Source organism: Mammaliicoccus lentus (assembly GCF_002902755.1).
Taxonomy (GTDB): Bacteria; Bacillota; Bacilli; order Staphylococcales; family Staphylococcaceae; genus Mammaliicoccus; species Mammaliicoccus lentus.
On record NZ_PPRS01000003.1, the window covers coordinates 73,760 to 90,376 of the forward strand.

At 33.2% G+C, this 16,617-nt stretch carries 15 protein-coding genes and 1 pseudogene; 1 reads left to right on the forward strand and 15 read right to left on the reverse strand.

All coding sequences use genetic code 11. The annotated features are described in order from the left end of the window. Nucleotides 1-2: 2 nt before the first annotated feature. From CD135_RS00940 to CD135_RS00955, 4 genes and pseudogenes are all read right to left on the reverse strand, one after another. Nucleotides 3-1,193 (reverse strand): phosphoglycerate kinase, encoded by a 1,191-nt coding sequence (locus CD135_RS00940; protein ID WP_103268605.1) that lies wholly within the window; start codon nucleotides 1,191-1,193, stop codon nucleotides 3-5. Nucleotides 1,194-1,307: 114 nt separating this feature from the next. Beyond that, nucleotides 1,308-2,318 (reverse strand): type I glyceraldehyde-3-phosphate dehydrogenase, encoded by a 1,011-nt coding sequence (gene gap, locus CD135_RS00945; RefSeq protein ID WP_064204483.1) that lies wholly within the window; start codon nucleotides 2,316-2,318, stop codon nucleotides 1,308-1,310. A gap of 48 nt (nucleotides 2,319-2,366) precedes the next feature. Continuing rightward, nucleotides 2,367-3,383 (reverse strand): annotated as a pseudogene (locus CD135_RS00950) (sugar-binding transcriptional regulator). Between the two features lie 149 nt (nucleotides 3,384-3,532). Then, a complete protein-coding gene (locus tag CD135_RS00955; RefSeq protein ID WP_064204484.1) occupies nucleotides 3,533-3,778 on the reverse strand; it encodes a glutaredoxin family protein in 246 nt (81 codons plus the stop codon). 440 nt (nucleotides 3,779-4,218) lie between these two features. Here CD135_RS00955 and clpP point away from each other — a divergent pair, with 440 nt between their 5' ends. Next, entirely contained in the window at nucleotides 4,219-4,809 is a 591-nt protein-coding gene (gene clpP / locus CD135_RS00960; protein WP_103268606.1) for an ATP-dependent Clp endopeptidase proteolytic subunit ClpP, read from the forward strand. Nucleotides 4,810-4,867: 58 nt separating this feature from the next. On the opposite strand, the gene whiA is transcribed toward clpP, so the two are convergent. From whiA to uvrA, 11 genes are all read right to left on the reverse strand, one after another. After that, entirely contained in the window at nucleotides 4,868-5,809 is a 942-nt protein-coding gene (gene whiA / locus CD135_RS00965) for a DNA-binding protein WhiA (RefSeq protein WP_017000782.1), read from the reverse strand. Between the two features lie 125 nt (nucleotides 5,810-5,934). Beyond that, entirely contained in the window at nucleotides 5,935-6,084 is a 150-nt protein-coding gene (locus CD135_RS12950; protein WP_017000783.1) for a hypothetical protein, read from the reverse strand. Between the two features lie 109 nt (nucleotides 6,085-6,193). Continuing rightward, complete coding sequence (locus tag CD135_RS00970; RefSeq protein ID WP_103268607.1) at nucleotides 6,194-7,180, reverse strand: gluconeogenesis factor YvcK family protein; 987 nt, start codon at nucleotides 7,178-7,180, stop codon at nucleotides 6,194-6,196. Further along, a complete protein-coding gene (gene rapZ / locus CD135_RS00975; protein WP_103268608.1) occupies nucleotides 7,167-8,081 on the reverse strand; it encodes an RNase adapter RapZ in 915 nt (304 codons plus the stop codon). The genes CD135_RS00970 and rapZ overlap by 14 nt, the downstream gene beginning before the upstream one ends. 261 nt (nucleotides 8,082-8,342) lie before the next feature. Next, complete coding sequence (gene trxB / locus CD135_RS00980; protein WP_064204487.1) at nucleotides 8,343-9,290, reverse strand: thioredoxin-disulfide reductase; 948 nt, start codon at nucleotides 9,288-9,290, stop codon at nucleotides 8,343-8,345. A gap of 63 nt (nucleotides 9,291-9,353) precedes the next feature. Next, the gene (locus tag CD135_RS00985) at nucleotides 9,354-10,802 is read right to left on the reverse strand and encodes a tetratricopeptide repeat protein (protein WP_239738735.1); all 1,449 of its coding nucleotides are present in this window, start codon (nucleotides 10,800-10,802) and stop codon (nucleotides 9,354-9,356) included. Continuing rightward, on the reverse strand, nucleotides 10,799-11,281 hold the full coding sequence (locus CD135_RS00990; RefSeq protein WP_017000788.1) for an acyltransferase: 483 nt from the start codon (nucleotides 11,279-11,281) through the stop codon (nucleotides 10,799-10,801). The genes CD135_RS00985 and CD135_RS00990 overlap by 4 nt, the downstream gene beginning before the upstream one ends. Before the next feature lie 14 nt (nucleotides 11,282-11,295). Continuing rightward, nucleotides 11,296-12,123, reverse strand: a complete 828-nt coding sequence (gene lgt, locus CD135_RS00995) for a prolipoprotein diacylglyceryl transferase (protein ID WP_103268609.1) — start codon at nucleotides 12,121-12,123, stop codon at nucleotides 11,296-11,298. Next, nucleotides 12,120-13,052: an HPr(Ser) kinase/phosphatase gene (gene hprK, locus CD135_RS01000; RefSeq protein ID WP_017000790.1), complete on the reverse strand. Its 933-nt coding sequence runs from the start codon at nucleotides 13,050-13,052 to the stop codon at nucleotides 12,120-12,122. The genes lgt and hprK overlap by 4 nt, the downstream gene beginning before the upstream one ends. A 357-nt stretch (nucleotides 13,053-13,409) precedes the next feature. Continuing rightward, nucleotides 13,410-13,763, reverse strand: coding sequence for a hypothetical protein (locus CD135_RS01005; RefSeq protein WP_064204491.1), 354 nt, complete (start codon nucleotides 13,761-13,763; stop codon nucleotides 13,410-13,412). 16 nt (nucleotides 13,764-13,779) lie between these two features. Further along, the gene (uvrA, locus tag CD135_RS01010) at nucleotides 13,780-16,614 is read right to left on the reverse strand and encodes an excinuclease ABC subunit UvrA (RefSeq protein WP_103268610.1); all 2,835 of its coding nucleotides are present in this window, start codon (nucleotides 16,612-16,614) and stop codon (nucleotides 13,780-13,782) included. Nucleotides 16,615-16,617: the final 3 nt, after the last annotated feature.

Here is a 16,617-nt window from a genome sequence, read left to right on the forward strand (position 1 = left end):
AATTATTTTTCTGAAATAGCTTCGATACCTGGTAATTCTTTGCCTTCTAGATATTCTAGTGAAGCACCGCCACCAGTTGAAATGTGTGAAAAGTCATCAGCAAATCCTAAGTCCATTGCCGCTGCAGCAGAATCTCCGCCACCGATAATAGTAGTTGCATCTTTTAAGTTTGCGATAGCTTCACATACACCGATTGTACCTTTAGCAAAGTTATTGAATTCAAATACGCCCATTGGACCGTTCCAAACAACAGTGTTAGCCCCTTCTAGAGCTTCAGTAAATAATTCTACTGTCTTAGGACCAATATCCATTGCTTCTTGATCAGATGGGATTTCATCTATAGAAACTTCAGTGATTTTTGCATCATTTGAAAATTCTTTTGCTACTTTACAATCTACTGGAAGGATAATTTTATCTCCTGCACGATTTAGTAATTCTTTAGCAAAATCAATTTTATCTTCTTCTAATAATGATAATCCAATTTCTTTACCTTGTGCTTTAAAGAATGTATATGCCATTCCACCACCGATAATAACTTTATCAGCGATATTTAATAAGTTTTCAATTACGCCAATCTTATCTGAAACTTTAGCACCACCTAAAATAGCTACTAAAGGACGTTCTGGGTTATTTACAACGCCACCGATAAATTTAATTTCTTTATCCATTAAGAATCCTGATGCTGTTTCAACATTAGATGCGATGCCAACGTTAGATGCATGTTCACGGTGTGCTGTACCAAATGCATCATTAATAAATACATCACCTAAAGAAGCCCAGTACTTACCTAATTCAGGATCATTTTTAGATTCTTTCGTGCCATCTACATCTTCGAAACGTGTGTTTTCAAATAATAACACGCCGCCTTCAGATAAATCATTGATAGCATTTTCTAGTTTTTCGCCACGAGTTTCAGGAACAAATGTTACTTTTTCATTTAATAATTCGCTTAAGCGTTCTGCTACTGGTTTAAGTGATAATTCTTTTTTATCTTCTTCTGTTTTCACTTTACCTAAATGTGAGAATAAAATAACTTTACCGCCTTGTTCGGCAATATATTTTATAGTAGGAAGCGCTTGAACGATTCTGTTGTCATTTGTAATTGCTCCGTCTTTCATTGGTACATTAAAATCTGCTCTTACAAGTACCTTTTTACCTTTTAAGTCAATATCTTTAACATTCTTTTTTGCCATGACTAGTCTTCCTCCTCTGAATAATAGAAAATGCTTAACGATTAAAAATAAGCGGAGAAGCGTTGTGCTCCCCGCTTACTCATAAGCATAACCTATTTAGTTCATTTAATTAAATTATTTGTTAGCTTCTGCAGCTAAATATTCTAAAGTACGAACTAATTGTGAAGTGTAAGACATTTCGTTGTCATACCAAGCAACAGTTTTAACTAATTGACGGTCTCCAACTGTCATTACACGAGTTTGAGTTGCGTCGAATAATGAACCGTAAGTGATGCCAATAACATCAGAAGAAACGATTTCGTCTTCAGTGTATCCGAATGAATCATTTGTAGCATTTTTCATTGCTTCGTTGATTTCTTCTATAGATACTTCTTTATCTAATACTGCTGTTAATTCAGTTACTGAACCAGTTGCTACTGGAACACGTTGAGCTGATCCATCTAATTTACCTTTTAATTCTGGGATAACTAAGCCAATTGCTTTAGCTGCACCAGTTGAGTTAGGTACGATGTTTTCAGCTGCTGCACGAGCACGACGGAAGTCACCTTTAGCATGTGGAGCATCTAGTGTATTTTGGTCACCAGTATAAGCATGAATTGTCATCATTAATCCTTCAACGATACCGAATTCATCATTTAATACTTTAGCCATTGGAGCTAAACAGTTAGTAGTACAAGATGCACCAGATACGATTTCTTCTGAACCGTCTAATTCATCATGGTTAACATTGTATACGATTGTTTTCAAGTCGCCTGAAGCTGGAGCTGAAATTAATACTTTTTTAGCACCTGCGTCGATGTGAGCATGAGCTTTTTCTTTATCAGCGAAGAAACCAGTACATTCTAATACTACATCGATGTCTAAGTCTCCCCAAGGTAATTCTTTAGGGTTAGGATTTTCGAAAGTTTTGATTTCTTTACCGTTTACACGGAATCCGCCTTCAATTACTTCTACTTCATCTTTGAAACGACCTTGTGTAGAATCGTATTTTAATAAATGAGCTAACATAGCGTCATCTGTTAAATCGTTGATTGCTACTACTTCGATATTTTCTACTTCTTGTAATCTTCTAAATGCTAAACGACCTATTCTACCAAATCCATTAATTGCTACTTTAGTTGCCATTATGATGGCCTCCTTTAAATTTGTTATTTGAAAAAGGCTATTAACCTTTTATTCCGCATTGATTATTGCTTTTGCAGCACTTTCATCAGTTACCAAAATGGTATTCTTCGGTGCAATTTCAAGATATGCTTTAATCGCATCTGCTTTCGATGCACCGCCCGCTACTGCAAAAATATTTGTTTTTGTCGCTAAATCTTCTAGTTGCAAGCCAATCGTTTTGACACGATGTACGACCTCGCCTTTGGCATTAAAATAATAACCAAAAGCTTCTCCGACTGCATGATGATGTTTCAATTGACTTAAGACTTCATCTGAAGACTTTCTTCTTTCAGCCATTTTCAGCGCATCACCAATCCCGTGAATAATAAAATCCGAGCGACGAATTGCATCCAGAACCTCTATAACAGCTGGTTCTTTCAGCAAAGTCTCATATGAACTTTCGCTTACTTGGTCTGGAACATACAAGACCTTATACGACCCACCAGTTCTATTTGCCATGCTTGCACAAATCGTATTAGCTTGAAATACTACATTTTCTCCCAAGCCGCCACGAGCTGGTGTGAACAAAATGTCTTTATCTAATGGATGTAATGACTCACTAACTTTAGCCATCGTCGATCCACCAGTTACTGAAACAGATGCTTTATCATATAAAGACTGTTCAAGTAATTCTCCCGTTACATTTCCCATCTCCGCCTTAACTGTTTCATCTTTATCAGAGTTTCCTCTTACGATATGAACTTTAACGCCATATTGATTGAAAATCTCATCTTCTAAGTGATTGAAACTTGAATATAATGTGAGGTAATGAGATAACGATGCTAACGTGTGCTCGCCAGTCTCAGTTAGTTTCATACCTGTAGATTGAACGCGGATTAAATCTTGCTGTTTTAAAATTTCTATCTCTGTTCTCAATACCCGTTCAGTAATATTCATAACATCACTTAATGTTCTTCTGCCAATAGGTTACTTCTTCTCAATCGTTGATAAAATATTAAAACGTCGATACATCTTGTCAATTAGGTCAGGCACAAGTCTATGTTGTATCTTTAACAAATCTTCCATAAACATGTCCCTCCTCACAAATTAACAGATGGGCAATTTCTAACCTGGGTTAGACATTTTTCGTCCCATGTGGGTCAAAAAAATAATATCTGTTTACAGTTATTATAATACACCCACTGCAAACTGATTGCAAGTAAAAGCAATTTGATTTAGCTTAAATTTTCTACTTCTTCTAATAATGTTACGAAATCAATATTTCCTTCTTGAAGTATTTTATCTTGATACATGACAATTGGAATTCTAAGCATGTATTCATTCAATAAATAATCATTATCTTCTATATGTATTGTTTCAATATTAACAGGCTTTTCAAAAGTTTCTTTGAAAAATTCTAGTTGATATTTCGCATCTTCACACAAACCACAATTTCGTCCGATGTAAAATTTAATGTTCATGTTCTCATCCTTTAGTTAAAATAGCCTCCCCGGGACGAATTGAACGCCCATTTCAAGAACCGGAATCTTGCGTGTTATCCATTACACTACGGAGAGTTAAATCTTAATTGTTTATTTATAATGCCTTAACATCTTCATTATATAATAAAGTTATCAATTATAGGGAGTGATTATAATGACTTACAGCCAAGCAGAAAACATTATTAAAAAAAGATGCGAATATTTTAATATGGATGTCACGCTTATACATTGCACTCAGCTTATTGATTACGGAAACTATTATATCATTTATGCAACCATTGACAATAATTGTCGCAAATTTCCTGTGTATAAATCAGCTATTTAAGTTATAATATTCATCAGTAGGTCATATATTTTGACCATGTTTGACTTTGTGTTGTATGATATGGTCATTAACATATTCAAAGGAGGATTAACTGATGAATTTAATACCAACAGTTATAGAAACAACAAACCGCGGTGAACGCGCTTATGATATTTACTCACGTTTATTGAAAGACCGCATTATTATGTTAGGTTCTGCTATCGACGATAACGTAGCGAACTCAATCGTATCACAATTATTATTCTTACAAGCTCAAGACTCTGAAAAAGACATATATCTTTACATTAACTCACCTGGTGGTAGTGTAACAGCTGGCTTTGCTATCTATGATACAATCCAACACATCAAACCAGACGTACAAACTATTTGTATAGGTATGGTAGCTTCAATGGGATCATTCCTATTAGCAGCTGGTGCAAAAGGTAAACGTTTTGCTCTACCTAACAGTGAAGTAATGATTCACCAACCACTTGGTGGTGCACAAGGACAAGCAACTGAAATTGAAATCGCTGCTCGTCATATCTTACGCACACGTGAAAAATTAAACAACATCTTATCTGAAAGAACAGGTCAACCAATTGATAAAATTGAAAGAGATACTGACCGTGATAACTTCTTAACAGCTGATGAAGCTAAAGATTATGGTTTAATCGACGATGTTATGCATCCTGAAGATATAAAATAATTTTTTAATAAAAAAACGCCTTTCCAATTTATTTTGGAAAGGCGTTTTTATTATATACTTAATTAATTGTTTCGCCGCTTCTTATTTTATCTGCCATTTCATTTAATTTACGTAACCTATGATTAATACCTGATTTAGAAATTTTACCTGTACTTACCATTTCTCCAAGTTCTTTAATAGAAACATCTTGGTTATCAATCCTTAATCTTGCCACTTCTCTTAAACGATCCGGTAAATTGTCTATTCCAATCTCTTTATCGATTAATTGAATACTCTCTACTTGTTTCATCGCTGCACTTACGGTTTTATTTAAATTTGCTGTTTCACAATTTACAAGTCTATTCACTGAATTACGCATATCTCTAATAATTCGAACATCTTCAAATTTAAGCAACGCTTGATACCCGCCTATTAAACTTAAGAAATCCGAGATTTTTTCTGCTTCTTTTAAATAACTAATGTAACCTTTTTTACGCTCTAACTGTTTAGAATTTAATTCATACTGATTCATTAAAGCTGTTAAATCTGCTGAATGCTCCTCATATAATGAAAATATTTCTAAATGATATGATGAAGTTTCCGGGTTGTTCACTGACCCGCCCGCTAAAAATGCACCTCGCAAATAGCTTCTTTTACAAATATCATTTTTTAAAATACTTTTATCAATTTCTTGTTTAAACATACCGTCTTGCAGTATACCAAGTTCATCTAGTATTTCTTTTGCTTTAACTTTAATTCTACTAATATATATATTGTTTTTCTTGAGTTTCATTTTCTTTCTTACTAATAATTCAACTTCTACACCGAAGCATTTTTTTATTAGTGAAAATATACGTCGTGCTATGGCTGCGTTTTCTGTTTGAACATTTATAACAAATTGTTGATTAGAAATGCTTAAGTTTCCATTCATTCTAATCAAAGCTGAAAGTTCTGCTTTTGCACAATCATCGTCAACTTCTATTCGCGTTAATTCATTTTTCATTTCTGAAGCAAAGCTCACAGCAGATCACCCTTTCTTATTTATACACATAAAAATAATGATATGCCGAAAGACATATCATACGTTTCATTTCTACTATATATTACATGGAACAGCCGGGCGTATCAAGTTATTCATCTTAAGTTTTATTTTTTTGCTGTTTCTTTGATAATACCAAACAAAATCATAGTCACGCCTATAATTAAAAAGATAACCCCTAAAGATTGATGAACAACTAACCCTGTTAACAATAAAATACATCCAATAAGTACCATCAAAATTTGTACTCGTTTCATAACTACCACCCCATTTTGTAACCCCTTACAAATACACTTTTATTCTACTTCAATTTTTAAAAGAAGCATAGTAATAACATTATAAATATTATTACTATGCTTCTCTAATTTATTTATCTTTTTTGTATTGAATCGTACTAATTTCTTGAAGAACAACTTCATATATAATACGTGCAAGCACTTTATTATTATGCCTAATATATTGATGTGGTGTAATACTCACAAGGTTTTTATCATGAATACATTGAACGCCCATCTCTTTTAATTTGTCATGATCAAAATCTACTTGTTTTGCATCTTCTTCTTCATATCTCAATAAAATTTCTTTATTAAAACGTTCATTCTGACAAATTACAAAATCTATAAACGGCGCTCCTACGTGATCGTGAATTGCTTTAACATGATCACTCACGCTATATCCAGTTGTTTCACCTTTTTGTGTCATAAGATTACATACATATAATCTTTCAGCTTCCGTATTAATAATCGCGTCTCTCATCTTGTTTAATATTAAATTTGGTAAAATGCTGGTATACAACGAACCAGGTCCCATAACAATTAAGTCTGCTTCTTCTATTGCTTGTATTGCTTCAGGCATTGGTTCAATGTCTTCAGGTGTTAAATATACTTCTTCTATCTTTTTAGATTTTTTAGGTATATTCGATTCACCGACAACAACTTCTCCATCAGACATAACCGCATTAAGCACAATACTTTTAGTTGTAGATGGTATAACTTGTCCTTTAATATTTAAAATTTTACTTAATTCTTTTACGGCATGTCCGAAATCATCCGTTATGTTAGTCATTGCTGCTAATAATAGATTTCCTATTGAATGACCACCCAATTTTTCCTCTTCAAAACGATATTGGAATAATTTTTCAAGCATTGGTTCTGTATCACTTAATGCTGCTAACACATTTCTAATATCACCAGGTGCAGGTATATCCATCACATCACGGATTTTACCTGTACTACCACCGTCATCAGCAACTGTAACAATGGCAGTTATATCAATTGGATAATCTTTCAGTCCTCTTGCTAATACTGAAAGACCTGTTCCGCCTCCAATTAGGACAACTTTAATTTTTTTCATTTTTTATTCTACTTTCGATATGTGCATCGCGATGTGACGTATACACAACATAATCAAAATTATCTTTAATATCTTCACCTAGTCTTTTAGCAAGTGCTACAGAGCGGTGTTGACCACCTGTACAACCAATTGCAATTGTTAATTGTGATTTACCTTCTTTTTTATATCCTGGTAACATAAACATCATTAAATCACTAAACTTCTTATAAAAAGTCGAAGTCTCTTTCCATTTCATTACATATTGGTATACTTCATCGTCTAACCCAGTTAATGGCCTTAATTCGTCTACATAATATGGATTAGGTAAAAATCTTACATCAAATACAATATCTGCATCTATAGGCATACCATGTTTAAAACCAAAGCTCAACACCCTTACTTCGAATGTTGAAGAAGGATCTTTTTCGAAAGTTTCAATTAATTCTTGTTTTAATGATTTTGGTTTCATTTCTGTAGTATCAATCACAAAATTACTAATACCTTTAATGTCACTTAGCAACACTCTTTCTTGCTCAATAGCTGCTAACAAGCTTCCTTTTTCACTAAGTGGATGTGTTCTTCTCGTTTCTTTATATCTTGAAATTAACCTTTTATCGTTAGCTTCTAAAAATAGTATATCCACAATAACCTTTTTTTCACTTTGTATATAATCTAATTCTTCTCTTAAGTTATTAAAAAAATCTCTTCCTCTTAAATCAATTCCGATTGCTACTTTTGATAAGGAAGGATTACCTTGATCCATCAAATCTACGAATTTTTGTAATAGGATTGGTGGTAAGTTATCTACGCAAAAATATCCTAAATCTTCTAACGCCTGTAATGCTACTGATTTACCTGCACCAGACATACCTGTAACGACTATTAATTCATTCTTCACATTGCTCTTGTCGACAAGTTTCATAACTATTCTCCTTTGACTATCAAATATACCTTTATATTACATCATAACATCATAAAATACATTAAATATATGAAGCTATCGATATTTATTAAAAGAGCGGAACAGAAATTATATTTTTTAAAAAATTTTGTAGTCCCGTCCCAACTAGGATTACTATGATAAAAAATTGTTCTAAGCTCATTTTCAGTCCAGTCAGCTACTCCCTATGTAATGAAACAGTCCGAGACATTTATATATGTCCCGGACTGTTTATAAATTTCATTAAATTAATTGTTCTTCGTCTTCTAGTGTTTCAATATAAGCTTGAGCATTTTGAGCTGCTATACTACCATCACCTGTTGCTGTAACGATTTGACGTAATGTTTTTTCACGTACATCTCCTGCAGCGTATACACCAGGTACGTTCGTTTCCATATCATCATTTGTTTCAATATAGCCATTTTCATTTAAAATACCTAATGATTCAAATGGTTTAGTTAATGGTTTCATACCGATGTAAATAAATACACCATCAGCTTCATGTTCTACTTCAGAACCGTCTTCAGTTGATACTAATGTTACTGAACCAACTTTTCCATCTTTTTCATTAATAGATTTCAATGTTGAATTCCAAATGAAGTCCATTTTTTCATTTTTAAATGCACGATTTTGAATGATTTTTTGAGCTCTTAATTCATCTCTTCTGTGTACAACTGTTACTTTGTCTGCAAATTTAGTTAAGAACATGCCTTCTTCTACAGCAGAATCTCCTCCACCAATAACGTAAATATTTTTACCTTTAAAGAATGCACCATCACAAACTGCACAGTAACTTACACCACGGCCACCTAATTCTTGTTCACCAGGCACACCAATTTTCTTATATTCTGCACCTGTCGCAATGATAATTGCATGTGCAGTTAGTGTTTTATCTCCCATGTTAACAACTTTATAATGACCTTTATCTTCTATATCTTTTATATCACCATATTCATATTTAGCACCAAATTTTTGCGCGTGTGTAAACATTTTAGTTGATAAATCTGGTCCAGTTATTAAATCAAAACCAGGGAAGTTCTCTACATCTTCTGTATTTGCCATTTGTCCACCTGGCATACCACGTTCTATCATCACAGTTGATAAATTAGCTCTTGAAGCATATACTGCTGCTGTCATACCAGCTGGACCTGCCCCAACAATAATTACATCATAATCTACTTGTGTAGTCATTTATAAACTGCCTCCTCTTATTAATTCAGTAGAATTGTACAACAATCATTCACATAAGCAAACTTATATGCTCACTAATGCTTTTATCGCTTTATTTAAGCGATAAGCTGTTATGTTAAATGAATTTTGTATCTCTTTTTTAGTTATTTTTTTATTTAATGTCTTTAAATAAATATAAATCGACGCGGCAACATAGTGTGTTGCTTCTTCAATATTTTCATGTTCTGCAATCAACATTTCAGCATGTTCTATCCATGACACGAATAATTCTTTACCATAATGTTGATATTCAGATTGTTCTATTAATCTCATACCTTCATCAATAAAACCTAGTTTATTAAGATGTAAATCTTGAAAGATATACGTAATATATAGTCGTTCATAATCAGGTAAATTCTCTAAAACTTCCCAAGTTTCATGGGACATGACTAATTCTTTATTCTTCATATGCCCCAATAAGAATATTCCATATAAACGATATCTATAATCTTCATCTTTTAATAAAGGTAACACTTGCTTATCTAGCATATCTTTAAGGTCGTCAATTTTCCATGGAGGTAATTGACTATGGTATTGTACACTACCTTCAAACTTTAGCCAATGACGTTTAGCCTCTTCCAAATAACCTAAATGATAAAAATTATAACTTAAGGCATGATGTAATTGTGGTGTACTCGCCTGAGGTTTCTTTAAAAGTGGCACTAACAATTGGTTTGAAGATTTATGCTTACCTAAATAACTTAACACTACACCCAATTTAAATGACTCTTCGTCATTAATAGGATGTAGCTTACTTAATTGTTTTAAATAATGGTTAAATCTATCCATTTGTTCAGTGTTATATAAGAGTAATGTCATATGGCAAAGTGCATAAATATCTGAGGGGTCCTCATCTAAGATTGTTTGTAATAATGCTTCTGCTTCTTCATATTTACTGTTATACAGCAACGCCATCGCTTTTAAATTCATGATATGCACATCTTCTTGCATAGTTAAACGCTGTCGTTCAAGGTAGTGATATGCTTCATCTAAACGACCATTACCAAATAAATATTGAAAGATATGCTGAATTACAAATCTTTCTGCTTCTTCTTCAACTACTGTTTGATCATCATATTTCACTTCGAACATTTGTATCATTTCATCAAAATAATCTTGGTCATCTTCCTCTGTTACATACCTTAAACCGAATAAAAATGCCTTGTTCGGTTCATTTGATTTTATGAACATCTGACTTAAATAAAAATAATAATCTGTTACAAAATTGCCCTTAGCTATTTGATCATACATTAGTTCTTCAGCTTTTGTATTTTGATTAAGCTCTACAAGACATTCAGCGTATGGCGGAATAATAACAAAATCATCAGGCGATAGTTCAAGTGCTTTTTTAAATAAAGACTCAGCATATATATAATCTTGTTCTCTCATTTTTTCCATAGCCTTATGGTAATAGAAGTCTTTATCAAACCTAACATGTATAATATTCGAATTGTCTCCCAATGATTTATTCACCGCCTCTTCTTAAGTTGCATTGGATTGCCAAATGCCATCATATCCTCAGGAACATCTTTCGAAACGATAGTTCCGCTAGCTACAATAGCATTATTTCCAATGTTAACGCCAGCTAAAATCGTCGCATTTGCTCCGATTAACACATTATCTCCAATGTTAACGCGACCAACCCTATATTCTTCTACTAAATACTCGTGGCATAATATTGTCGCATTATATCCTATTACACAGTTACTACCTAGTGTAATAAGTTCCGGGTATAAAATATCTGGCGTTGCTTTAAATGCAAAAGCAGTTTCCCTTCCTACTTTCATTTTTAAAGCTTTTCGATATAACCAATGTTTCCATTTAAGACTTGGTAAATATCTACTAATTTCAATGATAATAACATTTTTACATACTTTTATAAAACGTATTGTTTGATACATTTTCCATAATGGATTCGCACCAGAAACTTTCTTTATTTTTAATGCTCTCAAAATTAACACTTCTTTCAATTCGAGTTATGGTAATAACCTTTAACTTCTCTGAATTTAGGTAAATCATAACGTATCCTTCTATATAATATAAAGATGATTGATGCAATAATAATGACAATAGATATTACTTGAGCAATTCTTAAATATTCAGTAAGCATTAAACTATCTGTTCTTAATCCTTCTATAAAGTATCGACCAATAGAGTAATAAATTAAATATGCAAAGAATGTTTCGCCAATTTTTAAATGTGGTCTTATTAATAATAAAATAATAAATCCAATGATATTCCATATCGATTCATACAGGAATGTCGGTTGATAAAATACACCGTCAATTTGCATTTGGTTAATGATAAAATCAGGTATATGTATGTTTTCCAAGAAGCTTCTTGAAACAGGTCCACCGTGTGCTTCTTGATTGATAAAATTACCCCATCTCCCAATGGCTTGCGCTAAAATAATACCTGGCGCCACAATATCGACCATTTGGAAGAAGGATAAGTTTTTCACTCGACATAATATTGCCCCAGTTAAAAATGCACCAATTAATCCACCGTGTATAGCAATTCCACCGTTCATAATTAAAGGTATCTCTGCTAAGTGTTGACTATAATATTCCCATTCAAATGCAACATAATATATTCTCGCACAAATGATGGCCATAACCACACACCAAATGATTAAATCAATTAACGTTTCTTCTTTAATTCCTACCTTTTTAGCCGTGCTTTGTGCCATAAGATAACCAATTAATATACCAGATGCGATTATGATTCCATACCACCTAATTGAAAGTGGTCCTAATTGAATTGCGACTGGATCTATCCCTAGCACTTCCATCATTCTTTCTCCTTACTAGCGTTTTTTAATATTTCAGCATTTAGACGATTATTAAATTCTTCTGCCGTATTAATACCCATATTGTTTAGACGATAGTTCATCGCTGCCACTTCAATAATGACAGCTAAGTTTCTACCAGGTCGAACAGGTATTGTTTTCTTAGTAATTTTAGAATCGAGTATTTTTAATGTTTCTTCATTTAATCCTACACGATCATAAATTTTTTCTTTGTGCCATGTCTCTAAATTGATATTTAATTTAATACGTTTTTCCATCAAAATCGAACCGGCTCCAAATAATGTCATTACGTTAATGATACCTAAACCTCTTATTTCTAATAAATGTTCAATGATTTTCGGTGCTTTACCGATTAATTCATTCTTATTAATTTCTTTTATCTCTACGTTATCATCCGCTACAAGACGATGACCTCTTTTTACAAGTTCTAATGCTGTTTCACTCTTACCAACACCACTATCGCCAGTAATAAGAACACCAACACCATAAACGTCAACAAGTACACCGTGCAACGAAGTTTCAGGCGCTAATTCTCTTTCTAAATAGCTTGTCACTTGTCCCATCAATTTTGTAGTTGATGATTCGCTGATAAGTAGTGGCGTATTCTCTCTATTACAGCTTTCTTTTAATTCTTCAGGCGCTTCTAGTCCACGCGTTATAATAATAGCTGGTGTTTCCGGTCTACATAATTTAGCCATGCGTCCTTCTTTTTCTTCATCCGGCAACAAATTATAAAATGATAATTCTGTCGTACCTAATACTTGAATTCTGTCTGAAGAATAATGTGAAAAATACCCTGCCATCTCGAGCCCAGGTCTTGATAAATCAGTTTCAGTTACTTTGCGATGGAGTCCAGCCTTCCCAGCAATGACTTCCATGTTAAATTGTTCTATTAATTTACTACTCGTAATCATAGGTTCACCTCTAGGTTAATATATGTTAATTCTAATGAACTTTAGTGATAACTGCAATCATTATAAATATACGAAAAGTGACAATAAAGCAAAAACTAGAAGATTAAAGTTCGTTATTTTAAATTATTTGACTTTAAATATAGAAATGTTGCACGTGACACTTCTCTAGCAACTTTAGAGACTCGTAAATTTCTATATGACCAGAATTTATATTATTTCTAATAAAAAAGAGACTAGGACATAAATACATGTCTCAGTCTCTCATTATAAAGGCAGTAGCTGACTAGGTGGGACTACGAAATCTTTTTATTAAACTGAGATTTCTGTCCCGCTCCCAAACGTAACTTTCTAAGCTACTTATAAATTATTATTTTGATCGTTGTTATTATTATCGTTATTCTCGTTGTTCCCTTTGTTAAATGAACGGATAATTGTTCTTAATGATTCGTCTAATTGTTGTACTGGATCCACATCGCTGTTTTCTCTATTTTGAAATTGTTTATCAAATTCAGTTTTACCGTTTTTAGCTGTTGATTTTACTTTTTCAAATAAATCTTCAAATAATGTTTCTACATTTTCTCTAGATTTACTTGTGAATGCTGTTGATTTTTGACCATTATTTGAAGTAGCTTCTAATAGTTTCACCGCTTCATCTACATTAATATGGTCTTTCTCGATTAATTCTAAAATCTTTAACTGTACTTCGTTCATACTTTCGCCTCCCGTTTTATGCTCGATCTCTTTCTAAGATCGGCTTTAAATATTTACCAGTATATGATGCATCTACTTCTACTATATCTTCTGGTGTTCCTGTTGCGATGATTTCTCCACCGCCATCTCCACCTTCTGGACCTAAATCAACGATATAGTCTGCTGTTTTAATGACATCTAAATTATGTTCTATAATAATGACAGAGTCACCATTTTCTACAAGTCTGTTTAATACACTTAGCAAGCGTTTTATATCATCAACGTGTAAACCAGTTGTTGGTTCGTCAAGAATATATAACGACTTACCGTTAGAACGTCTGTGCAGTTCAGATGCCAGCTTCACACGTTGAGCTTCACCACCGGATAAAGTTGTAGCAGGTTGACCGAGTTTAATATAACCTAGGCCAACATCAACAAGTGTTTTAAGCTTTCTATTTATCTTTGGCAAGCTTTCAAAGAAATGATACGCATCTTCTACAGTCATTTCTAATACGTCAGAAATATTTTTTCCTTTATATGTTACTTCTAACGTTTCTCTATTATACCTTTTTCCATCACAAACTTCACATGGTACGTATACATCAGGTAAGAAATGCATTTCAATTTTGATAATTCCATCGCCTTTACATGCTTCACAACGGCCACCTTTAACGTTAAAACTAAATCTACCTTTTTGATAACCTCTTACTTTAGCTTCATTCGTTTGACTAAATACATCGCGAATATCATCGAATACACCTGTATATGTCGCCGGGTTAGATCTTGGTGTTCTACCTATTGGTGATTGATCTATATCAATAATTTTTTCTATTTCATTAACACCTTTAATAGATTTGTGTGCACCAGGTCTTGTTTTTGTATTATAAAGTTGTTTTTGAAGTCCTTTGTATAATACTTCGTTAACTAATGAACTTTTGCCGGAACCAGAAACACCCGTTACACAAGTCAATACTGATAATGGAAAATCTACATCTACATTCTTCAAATTGTTACTCGTTGCACCTTTTACAGAAATTTTGCGTTTCGTTATTTTTCTTCTCTTAGCCGGCACGACAACTTTTTCTTTACCACTTAAATATTGACCAGTTAAAGAATCTTCATTAGCCATGACTTCTTCTGGTGTACCACTCGCAACTATTTCACCGCCATGAACACCAGCTTTAGGCCCTATATCTACTAGGTAATCTGCTGCTTTCATCGTATCTTCGTCATGTTCCACAACAATTAAAGTGTTGCCCATATCTCTCATAGATTTCAAAGTATTAATTAATCGGTCATTATCACGTTGGTGTAGTCCTATAGAAGGCTCATCAAGAACATAAAGTACACCTGATAACCTTGAACCAATTTGCGTTGCTAATCTTATACGTTGCGCTTCACCACCAGATAAAGTACCTGATGATCTGTTTAATGTTAAATATTCTAAACCAACATCATTTAAGAATGTTAGTCTTTCGTGTATTTCTTTCAAAATTAGCTTAGCAATTTGACGTTCAGTTTCATCAAGCGTTAAATTATCGAAGTGTTTTAACGAATCACTTATAGAATATCTTACAACTTCACCTATATGTTGACCGTCTACTTTAACACATAAAGCTTTTTCATTTAATCGATAACCATTACATGTTTCACATGTTTTTTCGACCATGTATTTTTGCATAACTTCTCTTACATATTCAGATGGCGAATCATGGTATCTTCTTTCGATGTTATTCAACACACCTTCAAAAGCCATCATTCTTGTACGTTTTGCTTTTGTACCATAATCTTGATTAAATTCAAATTTAATTTCATCATCATGACCACGTAAAATGATATTTTTTTCTTTTTTAGTTAAATCTTTAAATGGCTTATCCATATCTATTTTAAAATGCTCACATGTTTGTTCTAATAACGTTGGATAATAATTAGAACTAATAGGTTGCCATGGTAATATAGCGCCATCTTTAAGGCTTAAAGTTTTGTCTGGCACAACTAAATCTATATCAACTGTTAATTTACTGCCTAAACCATCACACGATGGACAAGCACCAAATGGACTGTTAAATGAGAACATTCTAGGTTCTAAATGATCAACAGAGAATCCACAAATTGGACATGCATGGTGCTCTGAAAACTTAATTTCATCACCATCAATAACGTCAGCAATTGCAGTACCATCAGCTAATTCTAAAGCAGTTTCTAATGAATCAGCTAGACGTGCTTCTATGCCATCTTTAACGACTAAGCGGTCTATTACGACATGAATTGTATGGTTTTGATTTTTATTTAATTCTGGTACATCGTCTACGTCTAAAATTTGGCCGTCAACTTTCAATCTTGCATAACCCTTTTTAGCAATATCGTCGATTAATTTCTTATGTGAACCTTTTCTTCCAGAAATTATTGGAGATAGAATTTGAATTTTAGTTCTTTCTTCTAACTCCATTACTTGATCGACCATTTGCTGCACGGTTTGAGATTTTATTTCTATACCATGGTTTGGACATATCGGTCTTCCTACCCTTGCATATAGTAATCTTAAATAATCATAAATTTCAGTTACCGTTGCAACAGTAGAACGCGGATTTTTACTCGTTGTTTTTTGGTCAATCGAAATAGCTGGTGACAGCCCTTCAATTAAATCAACGTCCGGCTTATCCATTTGTCCTAAAAATTGTCTTGCGTAAGCACTTAAAGATTCTACATATCTTCTTTGTCCTTCAGCATAAATAGTATCAAAAGCTAATGAAGATTTACCTGACCCAGATAAACCTGTCATCACTATTAATTGATCTTTAGGTATTTCAATATCTACATTTTTTAAGTTATGTGCTCTCGCACCCTTTACGATGATGGATTTATTTTTCATCTC